The sequence below is a fragment of the uncultured Altererythrobacter sp. genome, assembly GCF_913057185.1.
Lineage (GTDB): Bacteria > Pseudomonadota > Alphaproteobacteria > Sphingomonadales > Sphingomonadaceae > Erythrobacter > Erythrobacter rubellus.
The window spans coordinates 1,507,686-1,527,905 of sequence record NZ_CAJXNK010000001.1; the positions used below are offsets into that span (position 1 = coordinate 1,507,686).

21 protein-coding genes are annotated in these 20,220 nt (G+C 57.3%); 14 read left to right on the forward strand and 7 right to left on the reverse strand.

Features of this window, described 5'->3' with window-relative positions:
- Positions 1-5: 5 nt before the first annotated feature.
- Positions 6-758 (reverse strand): hypothetical protein, encoded by a 753-nt coding sequence (locus QZ487_RS07620; RefSeq protein ID WP_296024038.1) that lies wholly within the window; start codon positions 756-758, stop codon positions 6-8.
- Positions 759-847: 89 nt separating this feature from the next.
- On the opposite strand from QZ487_RS07620, the gene QZ487_RS07625 reads away from it, so the two are divergent.
- The 8 genes from QZ487_RS07625 to QZ487_RS07660 all read left to right on the forward strand — a co-directional run bounded on the left by QZ487_RS07625 (position 848) and on the right by QZ487_RS07660 (position 9,289).
- A complete protein-coding gene (locus QZ487_RS07625; protein WP_296024040.1) occupies positions 848-2,506 on the forward strand; it encodes an electron transfer flavoprotein-ubiquinone oxidoreductase in 1,659 nt (552 codons plus the stop codon).
- A 297-nt stretch (positions 2,507-2,803) separates the two neighbouring features.
- On the forward strand, positions 2,804-3,016 hold the full coding sequence (locus QZ487_RS07630) for a cold-shock protein (RefSeq protein WP_285975061.1): 213 nt from the start codon (positions 2,804-2,806) through the stop codon (positions 3,014-3,016).
- A 65-nt stretch (positions 3,017-3,081) separates the two neighbouring features.
- On the forward strand, positions 3,082-3,321 hold the full coding sequence (locus tag QZ487_RS07635; RefSeq protein WP_296024041.1) for a hypothetical protein: 240 nt from the start codon (positions 3,082-3,084) through the stop codon (positions 3,319-3,321).
- Positions 3,322-3,379: 58 nt separating this feature from the next.
- Positions 3,380-4,192, forward strand: coding sequence for a 4-(cytidine 5'-diphospho)-2-C-methyl-D-erythritol kinase (locus QZ487_RS07640; protein ID WP_296024042.1), 813 nt, complete (start codon positions 3,380-3,382; stop codon positions 4,190-4,192).
- Positions 4,193-4,201: 9 nt separating this feature from the next.
- A complete protein-coding gene (locus QZ487_RS07645; protein ID WP_367114437.1) occupies positions 4,202-4,927 on the forward strand; it encodes an N-formylglutamate amidohydrolase in 726 nt (241 codons plus the stop codon).
- 42 nt (positions 4,928-4,969) lie between these two features.
- On the forward strand, positions 4,970-6,694 hold the full coding sequence (gene ilvD / locus QZ487_RS07650) for a dihydroxy-acid dehydratase (RefSeq protein ID WP_296024044.1): 1,725 nt from the start codon (positions 4,970-4,972) through the stop codon (positions 6,692-6,694).
- 13 nt (positions 6,695-6,707) lie between these two features.
- Positions 6,708-8,099 (forward strand): NAD(P)H-hydrate dehydratase, encoded by a 1,392-nt coding sequence (locus QZ487_RS07655; protein ID WP_296024045.1) that lies wholly within the window; start codon positions 6,708-6,710, stop codon positions 8,097-8,099.
- A complete protein-coding gene (locus tag QZ487_RS07660) occupies positions 8,096-9,289 on the forward strand; it encodes a class I SAM-dependent RNA methyltransferase (protein ID WP_296024046.1) in 1,194 nt (397 codons plus the stop codon). Before QZ487_RS07655 ends, QZ487_RS07660 begins: the two co-directional genes overlap by 4 nt.
- Before the next feature lie 10 nt (positions 9,290-9,299).
- On the opposite strand, the gene QZ487_RS07665 is transcribed toward QZ487_RS07660, so the two are convergent.
- Positions 9,300-9,551: an acyl carrier protein gene (locus tag QZ487_RS07665; RefSeq protein WP_285976979.1), complete on the reverse strand. Its 252-nt coding sequence runs from the start codon at positions 9,549-9,551 to the stop codon at positions 9,300-9,302.
- A gap of 68 nt (positions 9,552-9,619) precedes the next feature.
- Here QZ487_RS07665 and QZ487_RS07670 point away from each other — a divergent pair, with 68 nt between their 5' ends.
- From QZ487_RS07670 to QZ487_RS07685, 4 genes are all read left to right on the forward strand, one after another.
- Entirely contained in the window at positions 9,620-9,748 is a 129-nt protein-coding gene (locus QZ487_RS07670; protein WP_296024047.1) for a hypothetical protein, read from the forward strand.
- Positions 9,745-11,271 carry an acyl-CoA ligase (AMP-forming), exosortase A system-associated gene (locus tag QZ487_RS07675; RefSeq protein ID WP_296024048.1) on the forward strand — a complete coding sequence of 509 codons (1,527 nt, stop codon included), beginning with the start codon at positions 9,745-9,747 and terminating at the stop codon, positions 11,269-11,271. The genes QZ487_RS07670 and QZ487_RS07675 overlap by 4 nt, the downstream gene beginning before the upstream one ends.
- Positions 11,268-12,500, forward strand: coding sequence for a pyridoxal-dependent decarboxylase, exosortase A system-associated (locus tag QZ487_RS07680; RefSeq protein ID WP_296024049.1), 1,233 nt, complete (start codon positions 11,268-11,270; stop codon positions 12,498-12,500). The genes QZ487_RS07675 and QZ487_RS07680 overlap by 4 nt, the downstream gene beginning before the upstream one ends.
- A gap of 572 nt (positions 12,501-13,072) precedes the next feature.
- Positions 13,073-13,996, forward strand: a complete 924-nt coding sequence (locus tag QZ487_RS07685; protein ID WP_285975070.1) for a crotonase/enoyl-CoA hydratase family protein — start codon at positions 13,073-13,075, stop codon at positions 13,994-13,996.
- Here the strand turns inward: QZ487_RS07685 and zapE are convergent.
- From zapE to QZ487_RS07700, 3 genes are read right to left on the reverse strand one after another with little or no spacing between them, the layout of a single operon-like run.
- Positions 13,993-15,123 (reverse strand): cell division protein ZapE, encoded by a 1,131-nt coding sequence (gene zapE, locus QZ487_RS07690; RefSeq protein ID WP_296024050.1) that lies wholly within the window; start codon positions 15,121-15,123, stop codon positions 13,993-13,995. The genes QZ487_RS07685 and zapE overlap by 4 nt on opposite strands.
- Positions 15,124-15,127: 4 nt before the next feature.
- Entirely contained in the window at positions 15,128-15,583 is a 456-nt protein-coding gene (locus QZ487_RS07695; protein WP_285975072.1) for a PaaI family thioesterase, read from the reverse strand.
- Between the two features lie 7 nt (positions 15,584-15,590).
- On the reverse strand, positions 15,591-16,373 hold the full coding sequence (locus QZ487_RS07700; protein WP_285976980.1) for a succinate dehydrogenase iron-sulfur subunit: 783 nt from the start codon (positions 16,371-16,373) through the stop codon (positions 15,591-15,593).
- Between the two features lie 247 nt (positions 16,374-16,620).
- Between QZ487_RS07700 and QZ487_RS07705 the strand changes: the two genes are divergently transcribed.
- Positions 16,621-17,358 carry an SDR family NAD(P)-dependent oxidoreductase gene (locus QZ487_RS07705; RefSeq protein WP_296024052.1) on the forward strand — a complete coding sequence of 246 codons (738 nt, stop codon included), beginning with the start codon at positions 16,621-16,623 and terminating at the stop codon, positions 17,356-17,358.
- A 75-nt stretch (positions 17,359-17,433) separates the two neighbouring features.
- Here QZ487_RS07705 and QZ487_RS07710 read toward each other — a convergent pair whose 3' ends face one another.
- Both QZ487_RS07710 and QZ487_RS07715 read right to left on the reverse strand, forming a co-directional pair.
- Complete coding sequence (locus QZ487_RS07710; protein ID WP_296024053.1) at positions 17,434-17,565, reverse strand: hypothetical protein; 132 nt, start codon at positions 17,563-17,565, stop codon at positions 17,434-17,436.
- Between the two features lie 50 nt (positions 17,566-17,615).
- Positions 17,616-18,623 carry a phosphoribosylglycinamide synthetase gene (locus QZ487_RS07715; RefSeq protein ID WP_296024055.1) on the reverse strand — a complete coding sequence of 336 codons (1,008 nt, stop codon included), beginning with the start codon at positions 18,621-18,623 and terminating at the stop codon, positions 17,616-17,618.
- Between the two features lie 124 nt (positions 18,624-18,747).
- Here QZ487_RS07715 and QZ487_RS07720 point away from each other — a divergent pair, with 124 nt between their 5' ends.
- The gene (locus QZ487_RS07720; protein ID WP_296024056.1) at positions 18,748-20,205 is read left to right on the forward strand and encodes a hypothetical protein; all 1,458 of its coding nucleotides are present in this window, start codon (positions 18,748-18,750) and stop codon (positions 20,203-20,205) included.
- Positions 20,206-20,220: the final 15 nt, after the last annotated feature.

The following is a 20,220-nucleotide window of genomic DNA, read 5'->3' on the forward strand; positions in this document are numbered from 1 at the left end:
TGCGCTTACGTGCCTGTCCATTCGAGCCATCGCTGCCAGAAACGGGCTTTGAGCTGCGGCATTGACATCATGCTGTCGAGCCCGTCCGCCGCCATGGCAGCTACGCTGAACCCTTCTTGGTTAATTTTTTCCAAAGAAGCAGGCTCTTGCGCCGCATCGTGCCCCAAAAGCGGCAAAAGGTTAGCCCCGAACGCTAGCACACGTTGTGGCGAGGCAAGTTTGATATGGTATTGTAAAACTTCGCTGAATCCCGCCTGCACGAGCGCCGCGCCATCGGCCATCGGCGTATGACGCGGCAAAGCGGAGGCGAAATAAACATCGCTCTCTGCAATTTGCATCGCCGCGAGCATTCGGGAAACCAGCTGGCCCTGCGTCTGCGAGAGCAGTTTTTCGGTATCGCCTTGCTCGGGATCGACCACGATCAGCATCAGCTTGGCCCCGGCGTTACCTCGCGGAGCCACCCGACCGCGCGGTCCGATCGCATCGAGCGACGGCTCGCTCATCCACCATTCGCGGAATGAAGCGAGGTCGGCAGGCCGATTTGCAGCGAAAAGATCAATCTTTTGTGGAGGCGGTGTCTCAGCGGATTCTAGCTTCGGCTTGGCCTTTGCCACGGTCTTTTCGGTGGTTTCGGCAACCGCAGGCTCTGCCAGCCAATCCGTAGCGTGATCAACAAAGTCACAATCCACGCCGGCATCCCGCCACCATGAAACCAGCGCGTCAAAATCGCGCGCAGTCAGCGTGTCTTGATTGGCCATACTCACAATTGCGGGTCTTGACCTTGGAAGGCGTAGCAATCAAGGCTTTGCATGACGTTGAACACCGATTTCCGAAGGAAGAGAACTTCATGAGCGCCGAAGCTATTGAACGTGAATCGATGCCCTGTGATGTTGTAATTGTTGGTGGAGGCCCGGCGGGCCTGTCTGCTGCAATCAAATTAAAGCAGATCAATGATGAACTAGAAGTTGTCGTCCTTGAAAAAGGGTCTGAAATCGGTGCGCATATTCTGTCTGGCGCTGTGGTTGATCCAAAAGCGCTGAACGAGTTGTTCCCGGATTGGCGCGAGATGGACTGCCCGATGGCAGAAACGCCAGTCACTGATAATTGGCATTGGGCGCTGACCAAGAACGGCAAGTGGGACATGCCGCATCTGATGATGCCGCCACTCATGAGTAACGCGGGATGCTATACCGGCTCGCTCGGCAATATGTGTCGGTGGCTGGGCGAGCAGGCCGAAGCGCTGGGCGTGATGGTGTTCCCTGGTTTTCCTGCGGCAGAGGTTATGTTCAACGATGCTGGCGCGGTGACCGGGGTCATTACGCAGGACATGGGCATCTCCGAAGATGGCAGCCACAAAGGCGATTTTCAGCCGGGCATGGAGATCGAGGCGAAATACACCCTGTTTGCAGAGGGTGCGCGCGGCCATTTGACCAAGCAGCTCAAGGCGAAATACGATCTTGAGGCCGACTGTCAGCCGCAGGTCTATGGCCTGGGCATCAAGGAATTGTGGGACATTGACCCGGACAAGCATGAGCCGGGCCGCGTGATCCACACGCAGGGCTGGCCGCTCTCAGAAAGTGACAGCTGGGGCGGAGGTTTCCTTTACCATCAGGCGAATGGTCAGGTGGCGCTGGGTTTCGTTACAGCGCTTGACTACGCCAACCCATGGGTTTCGCCTTATCAGGAGTTCCAACGCTGGAAGCAGCACCCGGCGATCCGCGAGTATCTCGAAGGTGGAACCCGCGTTGCTTACGGCGCGCGCGCAATCAACGAAGGCGGATGGCAGTCTGTGCCAAAGCTTGCGTTCCCGGGTGGCGCGCTGATCGGCTGTGCAGCTGGCTTTGTGAACGTGCCGCGCATCAAGGGTAGCCATACTGCCATGAAGAGCGGCATGTTGGCGGCAGAGAGTCTGGCCGCGGCGATTGCAGCCGGTAGTGAGCATGACGAGCGGATGGATTACGACGCAGCGGTTCGCTCAAGCTGGATCGCGGACGAACTGAAACTGGTGCAGAATGCGCAACCTGCGGTTGCCAAGTTTGGCGGCGATGTCGGCACGGTTCTGGCTGGCGCGGATATGTGGATGCGGACACTCAAGATCGGACTGCCGATTGCGATGAAGCATACGCCTGACTATACGCATACAGGCCGCGCAGACCTCTATCCCAAGATCGATTATCCCAAGCCCGACGGGAAGATCAGCTTTGATCGCCTGACCAATGTCGCGTTCAGCTTTACCAATCACGCAGAAGATCAGCCGGTTCACTTGCAGCTGAAGGATCGCGACCTGCAAAAGGTGAGCGAATACGACATTTTCGGTGGTCCATCGGCGCGCTATTGCCCGGCAGGTGTCTACGAATGGATTGAGGAAGAAGGGCGGGAGCCGAAGTTCCAGATCAATTCGCAGAACTGCGTCCACTGCAAGACCTGTGATATCAAGGACCCGAACCAGAACATCAATTGGGTCACTCCTGAAGGCGGCGGCGGGCCTAACTATCCGAATATGTAGTCTACCTCATTCCCGTGCAATGAATGCGAAAGCTGGCCTTGCTCTTAGCCCTTTTGAAGCGACTTTACGGCAGGAATGACGCTGATTGCGCTATTGATTAGGTAATTTCCTGTCTCTGTGCTAAACAATCATTGCTGACGTCGAATAACGCGACGGACTTCGATATTTGACGACCGCTAAGTACCATTGGTGCTCGCGTAAACCAGACGACGACTTCCTTTCACTTTACGACCTGACGCACGACCTACGTGGCACTTCCGTCGCGCGGGTGAATTCGTTTCTTGAAAGGAAACGCACATGAGTAAGACCGGTACTGTCAAATTTTTCAACACCGACAAAGGCTATGGTTTCATCCAGCCAGACGACGGTTCGAATGACAGCTTTGTTCACATTTCAGCCGTTCAGGCCGCTGGCATGCACTCGCTCGATAAAGAGCAACGCTTGAACTACGAAGTTGAGATCGGCCGTAATGGCAAGGAAAGCGCCGTAAACCTCTCGGCTGCTGACTAAATTTCGAATTTCGCCTCTCCCGCTGTTCGAGTGGGAGAGGCAACACTTCTTGCCCGGAGAACCACATGAGCCAGACGTTTGAATTTTACGATGCGCGCGCCAAAGAAGCCGCCGCCGATGCCGAAAAAGCTCAACTGGAAAATGTCCGTGACCGTCATCTGCGAGCAGAGAAGACTTGGCGCGGGTTGGCCGAACAGGCGCGCCGGGTGGCGACTGATCGCGCAAAAGCTGAGCAAGAACGCGCTGATCGCCGTGCAGCCGAAGCTGCATTGGCAGAGGAAGCCAAAGAAGCTGTCACCAGCTGATAAGCTCTCGCTGTAACTATCAGCGGACAGACACAATTTTTCCCGCTAGAGCAGGTGCGTGACTGTAAAAGAAATTGCATTCGCCAAAATCAATCTCGCGCTGCATGTACGTGTAAAGCGCGATGACGGCTATCATGAACTGGAAACGCTTTTCGCCTTCGTAGATAATGGTGATGTTCTGACTGCGCAGCCAGCCGAGGCGGATCGGTTCGAAGTATACGGTGAGTTCGCCGATGTGCTGGATAACCCGTTTGGCAACCTTGTCGCTCGCGCACTTTCTGCCTTGCCGCGCCCGCAGGGTTTGCATGTCACGCTCGAAAAGAATCTGCCGGTCGCCGCCGGGCTGGGCGGTGGGTCAGCCGATGCAGGCGCTCTGTTCCGAATTGTCGAGCAAGTCCACGGTCTCCCAAAAGGATGGGAGGACGCGGCGGTGCGACTTGGCGCCGACGTACCAGCTTGCGTGCGAAGCGAGATGGCAATTGGGCGCGGCACCGGGACTGAACTTGAGCCGGTAAAGAACGACATGGCAGGCATGGCTGTGTTGCTGGTCAATCCACGTGTTCCCGTGCCTACCGGGCCAGTTTTTGCAGCGTGGGATGGTGAAGATCGCGGGCCATTGCCCAAAGGAACTGCGCGCAATATCGCACTGGAAGGTCGCAATGATCTGCGCGCACCCGCACTCAGTCTGTGCCCGCAAATAGAAGATGTTCTTGAGCGCTTGGGTCAAACTGATCCATGGATGTTCGAAATGTCAGGGTCCGGCGCCACCTGTTTTGCGCTCTATGACAGCACGGAGCACCGCGATCGCGCATCGCGTGTCTTGGCCGAGCTCGAGCCGCAATGGTGGCAAATGTCAGGTTTACTAAGGTAAAATGCAGCAATGATGATTGATGACCTACCCTATCGCCAGGTGGGCGAACCCAAACCTGGCGGGATCGTATGTGTGGTGGACCATGCAACCAATTTCGTGCCGGAAGACATCGAGCTTGGCATTTCAGCTGATTTGCTCGAACAGCACATCGCGCTCGATATTGGCGTCGAAGGTATTGCAGTTCGCATGGCGCGCCGCCACGACATTCCCGCGCATCTGGCAACGGTCAGCAGGCTGATATGCGACATGCACCGCGAGGAAAATCACAAGAACGTGGTCCCCACGGAAAGTGACGGGCACCTGATACCGGGCAATATTGGCGCCGATCTTGAAGCAAGGTTGGAGCGTTTGCACCGGCCATATCACAAGGCGCTGGGAGAATGGCTTGATGCGGCCCAGCCCGAATTGATCATATCGCTCCATTCCTTCACACCTTCGCTGGCAACCAGTGACGAAGAGCGCCCTTGGGAAGTGGCGCTTCTGTACAACAATGATGATCGCGCCGCTCGCCATGCAATTCGGCTGTTCAGTGATCATAGGCTCAATGTGGGTGATAATCAGCCCTACTCGGGTAAGGAATTGAACGCGACGATGAACCGCCATGCCGAAGCTCACGGCCGCGCCTATATCGCGCTGGAGATCAGGCAGGACCTGATTGTTACCCGTGCAGAGCAATCGCGCTGGGCAGCGATGATCACAGATGTTGCAAACAGGGTTGCGCTGGCGATGGAGTGAAGGCACTGCCTGTTTCGCAAACTTAGTGAAACAGGAAAGAAAATGTCTGACTCGCGCTTCGATAAGTCGAAATTGCCAAGCCGCCACGTTTCGGTCGGCCCGGAACGGGCACCCCACCGGTCCTATTACTATGCGATGGGGCTGACTGAAGAAGAGATTGCGCGGCCCTTCGTGGCGGTGGCCTCTGCCGGAAACGATTCTGCGCCCTGCAACACCACGCTTGATGCGCAAGCAGACATTTGCCGCACTGGCGTAGAGCAAGGCGGAGGTATGCCCCGCCGTTTCAACACCATCACTGTGACAGATGGCATCGCGATGGGTCACCAAGGCATGAAAAGCTCGTTGGTGAGCCGCGAGGTCATCGCGGATTCGGTCGAACTATCCGTCCGTGGGCATTGCTATGATGCGCTGGTCGGTTTTGCGGGATGCGACAAAAGCCTTCCGGGTATGATGATGGCAATGCTCCGGCTCAACGTGCCTTCTATCTTTGTTTATGGTGGTTCGATCCTGCCCGGCGTTTTTCATGGCAAGGATGTGACGGTCAAAGACGTATTCGAAGCTGTGGGACAGCACGCGGCGGGAAATTGCCCGTTGCAAGAGCTGATCGCGCTTGAGAAAGTCGCGTGTCCGGGACACGGAGCTTGCGGCGGGCAGTTTACCGCAAACACCATGGCGTGTGTCGGCGAAGCGATTGGTTTGTCCTTGCCGAACAGTAATATGGCTCCTGCACCTTACAAGTCGCGCGAGGAAGTGGCGGTTGCTGCCGGTAAGCAGGTCATGGAACTGCTCGCGCGCAATTTACGCCCGCGCGATATCTGCACGCGGGCCGCGTTTGAAAATGCGGCGCGCGTTGTCGCTGCGACTGGCGGATCTACCAATGCCGCGCTGCATTTGCCCGCCATGGCGAGCGAAGCGGGGATCGATTTCGACCTGTTCGACGTGGCGGAGATTTTCAAGTCTACGCCTTACATCGCTGACTTACAGCCGGGCGGGCAATATGTCGCCAAGGATATGCATGCAGCAGGCGGGGTCTACATGGTGATGAAGACGCTGCTGGACGGCGGTTTCCTAGATCCAGAACCGATTACGGTCACAGGCAAGTCTATCGGAGAAAACCTGGAGGAGATCACCTGGAACCCCGATCAAAAGGTAATCTACGAAGTTTCCAATCCGATCACACCCACTGGCGGCGTCGTGGGCCTGAGGGGCAGCATGGCCCCCGATGGTGCGATTGTGAAAGTGGCGGGAATGGAGCGACTGCAGTTCTCAGGCCCGGCGCAATGCTTTGATTGCGAGGAAGATGCGTTTGCCGCGGTTGAAAATCGCGAAATCCGCGATGGCAGTGTGATCGTGATCCGCTACGAGGGCCCCAAAGGTGGCCCCGGTATGCGGGAAATGCTTTCCACAACGGCCGCACTTTACGGGCAAGGTATGGGTGAAAGCGTTGCGCTGATCACGGACGGGCGCTTTTCCGGCGCGACGCGCGGCTTCTGTATCGGTCATGTTGGCCCTGAAGCGGCGGATGGCGGTCCGATCGCGTTGGTTGAAGATGGCGACATCATCAGCATCGACGCGAAATCTGGCACAATCGATCTGGAGGTCGATGAGGCTGTTCTGGCCGAGCGTCGCAAGGCCTGGCAACCGCGCACCAATGATTACCAGTCCGGCGCGCTGTGGCGTTATGCGCAGAATGTCGGCCCGGCGGTAAAAGGTGCGCTTACGCATCCCGGTGCGAAATCCGAACGCCACGTTTTCGGAGATATCTGATAAGCTGCTGCGCATGAAAAACGCGCAAGTCCTGACCGTTGCTCAAATGCAGGCCGCAGAGCAGGCCCTGATCGATGCTGGCACCAGCGTAGACGAAATTATGCAGATTGCGGGCAGGGGCGCAGCCGAGTGGGTCTGGCGTGTTGCAGCGGGCCGGCCGGTCACTGTGCTGTGCGGCCCGGGCAATAATGGCGGCGATGGCTATGTTATCGCAGAGACTCTGCGCCAGCGCGGCGATGAAGTGCAAATTGTAGCACCCATTACGCCTAAGACTGATGCTGCAAAAAATGCGCGCCGGGCATACAAAGGCGTTTTGCTCAGCTCGGGCAAGGATGTCACGGGACAGGTGCTGGTTGATTGCCTGTTCGGATCAGGTTTGGCGCGACCGCTGAGCGGTGAACACATATTGATGCTGCGCGATTTGGCGAAGCGACACACTGTTCGCATTGCAGTTGATCTGCCCTCAGGTGTTGAGAGCGATAGCGGTGCATTGCTCAACGAGCGTTTGCCGGATTACCGCCTTACGATAGCGCTAGGTGCGTGGAAGTTCGCGCATTGGCGGCTGCCTGCTCGCGAAATGATGGGTGACCTTCGGCTGGTACCGATTGGAGTTGCCGCGATCGAAGGGGCGGCGCAATTGGCCGGAAAACCGGATATCCCTGTGCCAGCGAGCGATGCGCATAAATATACGCGCGGGCTATGCGCCGTGGTTGGTGGCGCAATGCCGGGTGCGACCTTGCTAGCCAGCCAGGCCGCGATGCGCGCGGGCACTGGCTATGTGAAGCTGTTGACGCACCATTTGCCCACCAACCCGCCAGCTGGGCTCGTGATCGATCAGGCTTCACTTGAAGATACGCTTGGTGATCACCGCATTGCATCGGTTCTGGTGGGCCCTGGGCTTGGTCGTGATCGCGAGGCTGAGGACCGGCTGGCCATGGCGATTGATTGCGGTAAGCCCATTGTGATCGATGCGGATGCCCTGGTGCTCTTGAAACCGGGAATGTTGCGAGCGGACATGCCATGTCTCGCGACGCCGCATGATGGCGAGTTTGAGACATTGTGCCGCGCGTTCGCTATCGTTGCGCCGGATCGGCAAGCTTGCGCGTTTGCTCTCGCGAAGACCAGCGGGATGGTCATCCTTGCAAAGGGGCCGGATACGCTGATCGCCGCGCCTGATGGGCGTTTGGCAATCGCGCCGCCTGCTCCTAGCTGGCTGTCCGTTGCGGGTACCGGAGACGTGCTGGCAGGAATTGCCGCTAGCCGGATGGCATCTGGTCGCGAGCCGTTCGATGCCGCGTGCGAAGCGGTATGGCTGCATGGTGAGGCCGCACGTCAATGCGGGCCAGCTTTTAGCGCAGATGACCTTGCGCTGGCGGTTTCCGCCGCTATCGCCGCAGCTCTATGAGCGAAAACTTCCAAATCATTCGCATTGCGGCGCGCGGTGACGGTGTGACCGCAGACGGACAGCATGCGGCTGGCGGTGTACCGGGCGATGTTTTGCGCCCTGATGGGGCGCTTGAACATGGACCGCATCATATTGCCCCTGTGTGTCAGCATTTCGAGCAGTGCGGCGGATGCCAGCTTCAACACGCAGACGAGGATGTTCTACGGCAATTCGTTACCGAGCGGGTGACGTTTCAAGCGGAAAAGCACGGATTCTCGATAGGTGAATTGCTGCCCACACACCTTTCGCCGCCTAAAACACGGCGTCGCGCGACCTTGCATGCTCTGCGAACAGCAAGAGGCGCTGCGCTCGGCTTTCGCGAAGGCAGTTCGCACAAGATCGTTGATCTGAAGGAATGCCATATCCTGCGGCCCGAACTGGCCGAATTACTGCCAAAGCTTCGGCAGTTTGTCGCGCAGCATGGGGGCAAGCGACCGGTAGATATCGATCTGACGGTGGCACACCAGGGCGTGGATTGCAGCATCAAGCATCTGGAGCTGGAAGGCTTGGAGGCAACAGAGGCTGCGTTGGAATTCGCGCAGTCGAACGGTTTGGCGCGATTGACGCTGGATCAGGGTTACGGCGCGGAGACACAATGGGAACCGCAGCCGGTTACAATTACGCTCTCGGGCCGACCCGTCGGGATGCCGCCGGGCGGTTTTCTACAGGCAACGCAAGACGGCGAAGACGCTTTGGTCGCTGACTCGAAAGTATGGATTGGCGATGCGGTAAGCGTCGCGGACCTGTTTTCCGGGCTCGGCACCTTTGCTTTTACGCTGGCAAACCCTGCAAAGGTGCTCGCCGTTGAGGCCGCGCGCGACGCACATCTCGCGTGCAAGGCCACAAGCGCAGGATTACCAATGACCGCGATGCATCGCGATCTGTTTCGTAATCCATTGCAGCCTGACGAACTGAACCGTTTTGAAGCCGTTCTGCTTGATCCCCCGCGAGCTGGTGCGAAAGAACAGGTCGGGCAGATTGCGGCCAGCAGCGTCAACCGCGTGGTATACATCAGTTGCAATCCCGTCAGCTGGGCGCGTGATTGTACCAAGCTGATTGAAGCAGGTTTTAGTCTGGAAAAATTGCGCCCTGTGGGTCAGTTTCGCTGGTCAACGCATGTTGAACTGGCGAGCTATTGGACGCGTGGGTGATCTTGCCGGATCAGCCCTCGATCAGCTTCATTTCGACAAATGCCAGCAACCCGCCGAAGGTTTCGAGCATCTCTGCATCAACATCATCATCTTCGATCAGCATGTCGAAGCGGTCTTCGATCTCGGTAAAAAGGCCGGCAACTGCCATGGAATCCAGTTCAGGCAAGTGACCGAACAGGCCCGTTTCATTGTCAAATTCATCGACCTCGTCCGGCTCAAGGCCAAGCACATCGACCAGAATGGCTTTTAGATCGCGATCAATCGCCGAACGGTTTGGCGGAAGGCCACGCTTGTTGGCATGTCCGTCAGTCTTGCTTTCACCCGTCACTGGTGAAGTTCCCCTACAACGAAAAGGCCGCTCGCCTTAGCCGTGCGTTGTTGAAGGTGCAAGTGACTGGTGGATGGGGTGATTATCCGATTGACGCTGTCGCCATGTGCGGGTTTGGTGTGCAGCGATGACTGCTAAACCCGATCCCACCCCTTTTCCGTTGGACCATTTGGCTGAGCGCGGCGCAGATGCCGATGTTGCGCTGATCCTGAAGCAGGAAAAACTGAGCTTTGCTGATCTGCGCGACAGGGTGCGGCGATTGGCCGCATGGCTTGCGCATCAGGCTCCGGAAAAGGGTGCTCGCATTGCAACTTGGGCAACCAAGGGCGAGCTGACTTGTCTGATGCCGCTGGCTGCCGCGCGCGCAGGGTTGGTCCATGTGCCGATCAACCCGCTTCTGAAACATGCGCAGGCCGCGCACATCCTGAGCGATAGCGGCGCAACGATACTGATCGGGACGCAGGCGCGTTTGAAGTCGCTCGAAGCGGGCGATGTGCCGCAACACTGTCGTCTGATCGAGGAGAATGATGCGCTTGATTCCGCTGCCGAGCTCAGTGAGCATATGCCGCCTTCCAATGCGGATCCGGATGACTTGACCGCCATTCTATACACGAGCGGTTCGACCGGCAGGCCCAAAGGCGTGATGTTGAGCCATGCCAATCTGTGGCTCGGCGCGGCCAGCGTCGCACATTACCTTGGTATGGCGTCTGATGACGTCACACTCGCTGTGCTCCCGCTGTCTTTCGATTACGGGCAAAACCAGCTCTTGAGCACTTGGTATGCGGGGGGAGCAGTTGCACCGCTTGATTACCTGTTCCCGAAAGATGTCATGAAGGCCTGCGCGAAGCATCAGGTGACAACGCTGGCGGCGGTTCCTCCCTTGTGGGTGCAATTGACCGAGCTTGATTGGAGTGAACAGGCCGTCGCGCCTATGCTCCGCTTGACCAATAGCGGAGGTGCGTTGACGACAGATATTGTCCGTGATTTGCGCGGGATATTCCCTGAAGCGCGGCTGTTTCCGATGTACGGGCTAACCGAAGCGTTCCGCTCAACGTTTCTTGATCCTGATCTCGTGGATTCGCACCCGACCTCGATGGGGACCGCGATCCCCTTTGCAGAAATTCTCGTCATCAATGATGCTGGCGAGCTTGCTGCGCCTCGCGAGGAAGGCGAACTCGTCCACTGCGGGCCACTCGTCGCGCAAGGATATTGGCAGGATGTCGAACGCACCGCCGAGCGCTTCAAGCCCTCACCAAAGATGTCGAACTATGGCGGCATCGCGGTTTGGTCTGGAGACCGGGTTAAACGCGATGCGCAGGGCTTGCTCTATTTTATCGGCCGGTGGGACGCGATGATAAAGAGCCAAGGCAACCGCATCAGCCCACAGGAAGTGGAAGAAGCTGCGTTTGCCACGGGTCTGGTCGCAGAAGCGGTCGCTTTGGGAATTGCGGATGAACGGCTAGGGCAGGCGGTGCATTTGGTCGTTCGTGCTGAGCCGGGGGCGGTCGATGCCGACAAACAATTGCCCAAACTGCTCGCAAAGGAGTTGCCCAATTTCATGCAGCCGCAAGTCATCCATTGGCGCACAGCGATGCCGCTGAATCCCAATGGCAAGATCGACCGCTCCGCCTTGCAGCGGGAGCTTTCGGTATGAAACCCAAACCAACGGGACCGATTCCTTCGGGCTACTCTGCGATTGATGGAGAGTTGGCGATTGGGGGGAGGGCAGCGAGCGAGCTGGTAGATCTTGCCGGGCGCACACCCTGTTTTGTCTACTCCAGGGAACATCTCGATCAGCGCGTTTCTATGCTGCGCTCGGCAATGCCCGAACGTTTGGGCATCAATTATGCGGTGAAGGCCAACCCGTTTGCGCTAGTTATCGAACATATGGCGGGGCTAGTCGACGGATTCGATATCGCGTCTGCTGGCGAGCTTGAGATGGTCAAGGCTGCCGGTATCGATCCCGCGCGGGTGAGTTTCGCCGGGCCCGGCAAGCGCGATGAGGAACTGGAAGCGTCCATTTCTGCCGGCGTAACGCTCAATTGCGAAAGCGAAGGTGAAGCGCGGCGTGCGATGGCGATCGGCGAGCGACTTGGAAAGGCACCGTGCATCGCAATCCGAGTCAATCCCGATTTCGAGCTAAAAGGCTCGGGCATGAAAATGGGGGGAGGCGCCAAGCCATTCGGCGTCGATGCCGAACGTGTGCCGGCTCTGGCGCGAGAAGTGATTTCCGCTGGTGCTGAATGGCGCGGGCTTCACATCTTTACAGGAAGTCAGGCTCTAAGCGCGGAGGCGATCATTGAAGCGCAAGGCAATGTGCTGGAATGCGCGAACCGGCTCTCGGATGAGATCGGCGCGCCACTGCCGAAGCTCAATATGGGCGGCGGCTTTGGCATTCCGTACTTCTCTGGCGATGCGCCGCTCGATATTTCTGTGATTGGCGGGGCTTTGGGCGAACGCTTCGATGCACTGCCAGACAGCCTATCCGAAACCGATCTTTGCATCGAGTTGGGGCGCTATCTCGTTGGCGAAGCGGGCGTCTATCTAACCCGCATCATTGATCGCAAGGGTAGCCACGGAGTGATTTATCTGATCACTGACGGGGGCCTGCATCACCAATTGGCCGCGTCCGGAAATTTCGGGACTGTGGTTCGGCGAAACTATCCTGTTGCGATAGCCACGCGTTTTGGTGCTTCACCGGAAGAAGAGGCCAGTGTGGTGGGATGCCTTTGCACGCCGCTCGATCGATTGGCCGACAATGCGTATTTGCCACGGGCGCAGGTCGGTGATCTGGTCGCTGTGTTTTGCGCCGGTGCGTACGGTGCTAGCGCGTCTCCAGCCAATTTTCTCGGGCACGGTCCAGCGGCGGAAATACTAGTCTAAGCCTAACCTATTATTCATAAAATTGGCTTAGCCCTGCTGGTATTAGGGAGCTTTGCACCATGTCTGAAGAACAAGAAGCCGCACATATCGAATTCGCTCTGGCAGAGATCAAGCAGTAGCTTGGTGCTCGCGATGATCGTATTGCCGAGCTGGAGAAGCGCCTGGAAGATCAGGAATATTCTGTGCGCAGCGTGCTCGATATGCTGATTGACTGGCTTGAAACGGACACCAAGCCCAAGCCAGCGGTCGATAGCGAAGCGGCCTGAAACTGCGGGAAACAGCCGATTTACCTCAATTCAAATTTTTCCGGTGGTGTGGCCGATTGGGCGCAACCTGACGTCACATAGTGCGTTGATCGGCGGATTTCTGCGTCTTTTGCTTGCTTCCTGACACTGGACAATCGCTTTCCACTGCCCCGATTTGGCACTTGTCCCTCAAACGCGTCGCAAATTTGCGTTTGCCAAGCGACTCCTCTCTCGCTTAGATTCGCCAAACGAAATCAGAAATGCTTGAATCAATTCTAAAGATTTTAAGTATTTCTCCCGATTTCACGGTAATTGGGGCGCGCAACGATGGATAGTGGTATTTCGCAAGCTATACCTTTGTCAGGTGACGAAGAACTGCTGGTTGAGAGCGTGAAGCACGCGGCCATTCCGGACGGCTTGTTTGAACTGAACGAGCTCGACGTTCTTTACGACGATCGCACTGCTGCACTCTGGACGTTTATGAACCCCGAAGGACGACCGAGCTTTACTCCGCCGATGCTGCACGATTTTGAGCGTTGGCAGGAATTGATCCCGACCGGATTTGGTGAAGGCAAGGTTCCGCTGCGCTATCTGATATTGGGCAGCCGTGCGCAGGACGTATTCTGCTTCGGCGGGGATTTGGCGCTATTCGAACAACTTATCCGCAATCGTGATCGCGAAGGGCTGGTCCAATATGGTCACAGGTGCTGCGCTATCCTGGACCGCAATATCAAGAACCTTGATATTCCGATGCTCACAATCGGTCTGGTGCAAGGTGCTGCTTTGGGCGGTGGCTTTGAAGCGCTTCTGTCGTTCGACTTCATTGTCGCTGAGCGTACGGCCACATTCGGCTTGCCGGAAATCATGTTCGGTCTGTTCCCGGGTATGGGCGCGCACGCACTGCTCTATCGAAAGTTGGGCAGCGCGCGGGCCGAACAGTTCATCCTTTCGAACGAAACCTATACTGCAGAGCAGATGTTCGAGCTTGGCCTTGTTCACGAGCTCGCTGAGCCTGGCGACGGGATCAACGCCTGCAAGCAATTCATCAAGAATTCCGAGCGTCGCCACGCCGGGCTGGTTGGTTCGCGTAAAGCCATGAAGCATGCGTGGAACCTGAAACTTGGTGAGTTGAACAAGATCACGGAGATGTGGGCAGACACCGCGTTGGAACTTCGTGAGCAGGACTTGAAAGTGATGAATCGACTGGTTGCTGCGCAAGGCCGCCTGGCGGAACGGATCGCTGCCGCCTAGTCTCTAACTGTTTCCTGTTCTCCGTGGCCGAGTGCCATGTATTCGTCGCTGCCCATTTCCATCAAGCGACTGGCCGTACGTTCGAATTCGAACGCTCCATCACCTTCGATATATAGATCGTCCGGCTGCGCCGCAGCGGTTGCAAACAGCTTTACCCGATGTTCGTAGAGCGCATCGATCAGCGTGACAAAGCGTGCCGCCTCATTGCGCATGTCCTTGCCCATCTGCGGGATGCCCACAATTATCACCGAATGATAGACCCGGGCGATCGCGAGATAGTCTGGTACACCACGCGCTTCGCCGCACAATTTCTTGAAACTGAAAACGCCAACGCCCTTAAGGCTCTTGGGTACATGCAGCATACGTCCGCCACCCACATCCAGCTCGGCTGAGGGAACGTGCTCTGCGTCTTCAGGCTTGTAGTCGGTCAGGCGAAAGAAGACTTCGCGAACCTGCGCGGTGGCCGCGTCGCCAAGTGGCGTATGCCAGCAGTCGATCCCACCCAATCGATCCAGGCGATAGTCAGTCGGGCCGTTCAATGACATCACTTCGAGCCGTTCCCAGATCAGGTCGATAAACGGCAAAAAATGCTCGCGGTTGAGCCCATCCTTATAGAGATCATGCGGCGGTCGGTTGCTGGTAGTGACCACGGTTACCCCTTCATCTTCGATCAGTGCGCGAAACAACCGGCTCATGATCATCGCATCAGCTGAATTGTTCACGACCATCTCGTCAAAGGCCAGGCAGCGGATCCCCTCAGCCAGCTGTCTGGCAACCAGCGGAATGGGGTCCCCTGTCTTTCCTTTACGAACCTCGCGCAGAAGCGCGTGAACTTCCTGCATGAACGCATGAAAATGGACCCGGCGTTTGCGATCAATTGCTAAGGTTTCGATAAACAGGTCCATCAGCATGGACTTGCCGCGGCCCACGCCGCCCCACATGTAAACGCCTTCGATCGAATCCGGTTTTCGAGTGAGCGCGCGCCACAGCACTGAACCGCGTTTCGGCACGGTCTCCAAATCGGTTTGAAGCCTTGCAAGCCGCGTTACTGCAGCACTTTGGTCCGGATCGGCTTTGAGTTCTCCAGCCTCAATCAGCGCATAATAGCGGGCGAGGATGCCGCTCACCGCATTACCCGCGCGGCGCGAATTTGCGCACGATGCCGCTATAAGCAGCTACGCAATCGTCATCTTGCACCACTTCGCCGCGCACGAAAACCAGCTTGCCAGTCTCGCGCATGATCTCTGTCACTGCGTCAAGCGGGCGCGCAGGGTCACCTCCGCCGATGAAATGTGTTGATAGCTCCAGCGTCACAGATGGCCCGGCATTGCCGCTGCCGACACCATGCATGGTGGTGAACATGGAAATATCGATCAGGCCAAGCGTTACCGCGCCATGGATGATCCCTTGCAGGTTTTCATGTTTGCGCTCTGGAAACATGCGCAGGCGGCACTTGTCGCCTTCCTTGCGGGTAATAAGCTTGCCCATCACCGCGCCGTTGAATAGTGTATCGTCTTTCAGATTCCAGTGATGCCAGCCCGGATGTTCAGGATCGGGCCCATGTTCGAATACATCCTTGCTCGGCATGACGATATCAGATCGCGCGCTCTGCCATCATCTTCTTGGTTTCAGCGATAGCCTTTGCCGGCGAAAGCCCTTTGGGGCACACATTCGCGCAGTTCATGATCGTGTGGCAGCGATAGAGGCGGAAGGGGTCTTCCAGCTGGTCGAGCCGCTCGCCAGTCATCTCGTCACGGCTGTCCGCCAGCCAGCGATAGGCTTGCAGCAGGATGGCCGGGCCCAAAAACTTGTCCGAATTCCACCAATAGGACGGGCAAGAAGTCGAACAACAGGCGCACAGAATGCACTCGTAAAGGCCATCCAGCTTTTCACGCTGTTCGGGCGATTGCAGCCGTTCCTTGCCGCTTGGCGTAGGTGATACGGTTTGCAGCCAGGGGCGGATGCTGGCGTATTGCGCATAGAAATGCGTGAAGTCCGGCACCAGATCCTTGATCACTTCCATATGCGGCAGCGGAGTGATGCGGATTTCGCCCGGCAGGTCTTCGATTGCGGTGGTGCAGGCAAGGCCGTTCTTGCCATTCATGTTCATCGAGCATGAACCGCAAATCCCCTCGCGGCAGCTGCGGCGGAAGGTGAGCGTCGGATCGGTTTCGTTCTTGATCTTGAACAGTGCGTCTAGAACCATTGGGCCGCAATTGTCGAGGTCCAGCTCGAACGTGTCGTAACGCGGATTTTCTCCGCTATCGGGATCGTAGCGGTATATTGTGAACTTCTTGATCCGCGAACCGCCATCGGCCTTGTGGGCCTTGCCCTTGCCGGTGATCTTGGAGTTCTTGGGGAGCGTGAAGGTAGCCATATCAGTCGTGAATCCCATTACTTTGCGACCCCTATCTAGCGGCTGAGGCGAGGAGGGCAAGCCATCTGCTGTTGAGACTTTTGAGGGGGGTGGTGAACCGAATTGAACAGTGCTGCGGCGCGCGCTGAATTCCTACAGGATGGAACACATCGAACACTGTCCAAGAGGGGAAAGGGTTTGCGCCGGTCCGCGGGGTTGAAACGGGATGTGAGGGGAACTTCATGGCCATGTCAACCGTCTATCCGGTATGAGTGATGTAGGACAGCAATGGCCGCGCACAGCGGCAGTTTTCGGGGCTTCAGGCGGTATTGGCGCAGCGCTGGTCCGGAAGCTGGCCGATCGCGGCGTGGGAACAATCTACGCAGGCTCTCGCAACGGAAGTGCGCCGGAGGCAACTGGCTTGATCCCATTTAGTTTTGATCTGACCGATGAAGCGAGCATTGCCTGTGCCGCTGAGTCGATGCGCGCAAATCCCCCGGAACTTGTGATAGTGGCGACCGGTGTGCTGACTTTGGCGGATGGAACCGGGCCGGAGCGGACCTACAAGCGGTTGGATAGCGCGGCGATGGGCGAAGTGTTTGCGCTCAACACCATCGGACCGGCGATGATCGCCAAGTATATGCTTCCTTTGCTGCGGCGCGATCGCCGAGCTGTGTTTGCAGCGCTATCAGCACGCGTGGGGTCGATATCCGAGAATGGGCTGGGCGGGTGGCATAGCTATCGCGCGAGCAAGGCCGCGCTCAATATGCTGCTGAAGAATTTTGCGATCGAGCTTGGCCGCACACACGATCAGGCTGTTGTGGTGGGCTTGCATCCGGGTACGGTTGATTCCGCGCTGTCACAGCCGTTTCAGTCGGGTTTGCCAGCCGGGCAATTGACTGACCCGGCGGAAGCGGCCGCGAACTTGCTCGGCGTGCTGAACGGGCTAGGGCCGGATCAATCCGGCAAGGTCTTCGACTGGAAAGGTGAGGAGATTCCGGCTTGAACCTCAATGTCCGCAATCGTTCCAATTCTTGGCCAATCTTAGAGGCCTCAATTGGGGTGGGAAGTGGACTTTGGATTAAGTCGTCACCCTGGCGAAGGCCGGGGTCCAGCTATGATCGAAGAAATACCCCGAAATCGACTGGATTCCGGCCTTCGCCGGAATAGCGGCCTTGGGGTCGTTAGCGGACTGCCAGCTCTTGGCTGTCATCCAAGCAAAAACTGACAACCCGCCATCGTTCCAAAAAGTCTTCTTAGGCCCTAGGCCATCAGCCCGTGTCGCCTCAAACTCTCCGCCAGGATCGTCTCGATCAGCTGCTCCTGCGTCCAGCCAGCGAGTTCTGCCGAGCGGCCGAACACTTTCTGTGACCAGAGGTTGCAGTTGAGGTTGAGTTCAAGGAAGGTCACTTCTCCGGTGCCCTCATTCACGCGGAATTCCCAGCGTCCGTAATCGAACGGGCGGTATTCCTGCATCGCCTTCTGCGTCAGGTCAGTGATCTGGGCGATCATGTCCGCATTTTCGAACGGATCGAGCGAATATTTCTGGCTGCGGTCAACAAGATCGCGCTTTTCCTGATAGGTGCGCAGATGCGATGGGTCTGCCTGGCGGAAGATCATCATCGGCATGATAACAGGCTCGCCATTGATGGTGATAACGGGCACTTCGACGTCGCTGCCTTGGATGAATGGCTCGACCAGCGCATCGTGGCCTAGCGCGTGCACGCTATCGATCGCAGTTATGACGCTGGCCCAATCGGTTGCGTCATTCACGCCCCAGCTGGCAGAGGAGTTGTTGGGTTTGACCACAAAGCGCTCTCCCGCCGGGCATAGCGACGGATTGATTGGCGCGCCGCGGCGATAGATAGCCCAGGGTGCGGTGGGCACACCCGCTTCGACGACTGAACGTTTGGCCAAGTGCTTGTCGTCGGAAAGACCGCGCAGAATCGGGCTCGCGCCCAGATATGGGATGCCGGCACGCTCACACAGCAACGGGCACAACATTTCCGAATTGAAAAAACCGCCGCGGTTCAGAAGCGGGAAAACGAAATCCACTTCGGGATTTTCAAACAGCACTTCGAAGCGGTTTTCGACTCGCAGGTTCAAGCCAAGTCTCGTTAAAACTTCACGCATTTCAACGTGATAGCTCGCATGATTGCCATCTTCTGCACTGCCAGATCCATCCCACAGCGCGTTCTTGGCAATGAACATGATTCGGCAATCGCGCTTTGTCGCGGCGTCGATTGTCAGAGGCTCATGGGGGAATGACATGCAAGCGAACCTTTCCTTTGTCTGCCGGGGCCCATAAGACGGGAATGGGTAATCGCCAAGTCGAAACGGGACATAGATGGGTCAAGACGGATACAGCACCCCCGACATTGCAGCGCATGTTGCAATGGACGAGCTTACAGCGAAGCTGATTGCACAGCTATCATCGGGGGGCGACGCGCGGACTTCGCTGGACCCGATAAGTGGCCTCAATAAATATTTCTCCGCTCCATATCCCCGCAAAACGATGGCTTATGCCTCGTCCACGGCGAATGACCTCTCGCCGGATGCGTTCGAGCATTTGCGCGGGGTTCTGGCGGGCGGTTTGCCGGACTATGCGGCGCATCTGGAAAGTTTACGCGCGCGAATAAAGTCAGCCTATCAGATTGGTGATGATGTCGAGATCGTATTCGCGCCGTCCGGCACCGATCTGGAATATGTCGCGCTGGCCGCTGTTCTGGGCAAAGCCTCTGGGGGTATTCACAACATCCTGCTCGGTGCCGATGAAGTTGGCAGCGGCTGTATCCATTCTGCCCATGCGAAGTTTTTCGCCGACGAAACCGCCTTGGGGATCGCGACGGAAAAGGGCGCATTGATCGAGGGATTTGGCGAGGTAAGCCTTGCTGATGTGCCCGTGCGGTGTCCGGAAGGCGTCTCCCGTTGCAGCGAGACCATAACAGAAGCAATCGGGCGCGAAATCACATTGGCTTTGCAGGCTGGCCAACATGCTTTGGTGCATGTGGTGCACGGTTCAAAAACCGGACTGATACTGCCGGAATTGGCAGAGATTGATGCGCTAAAAGCTCGCTATGGAGATCGGTTCGATTTTGTCGTCGATGCATGTCAGGCGCGGATCACCAATTCGGCATTGCACGAATATCTTGCGCGCGGCGCAATGGTGTTCCTGACCGGGTCGAAGTTCATGGGCGGCGCGCCGTTCAATGGTTGGGCGCTGGTTCCCAAAACGATGGTGGAACAGGCAGCGAGATTGCCCGCCGGATTGTCCAAGGTTTTCCGCCGTGCGGAGTTTCCTCAGGGCTGGACCGGGCGAGACGCGCTGGAGAATAGCGAGAACCCAGGCTTGGCGTTGCGCTATGACGGCGCGATATTCGAGCTTGAGAGGTTTCAGCAACTACCGGCTCCGCGTGTGGCCGCGTTGCTCGACATATTCGAGGCGGCAATGGAGAGCGAGTTGGCCGAACCTTTGGGCATACAACTCGTCCGCCCGTTCACGCCCGGGCATGAAGGAGAGCTGGCAGAGCATCCGATTGAGATGCGGACGCTTGAAACGCTTGATGTCAGCTCGCTAGCGATAACCCCGACCTTTGACGAGGCGCAGGCCGTCCATCGCAAGCTGGCACTTTCAGGGGTTAGGCTGGGGCAACCAGTCAAATGCGTCCGGCGTGGGGGCAAGTGGGGTGGAACTTTGCGGATTGGGCTATCCATGCCGCAAGTGGTCGCGCTTTGCGCTATACCGGAGGAGGAGGCGGAGACTGCGTTGCGCAGTGACATGCGCGAGATCGCTCAAGCTTTGTGCAATGTCGTACATGCCGCTCAAAGCGGTCAGCAAAACGCCGCTTGCTAAGTTTCAAGCCGAGAC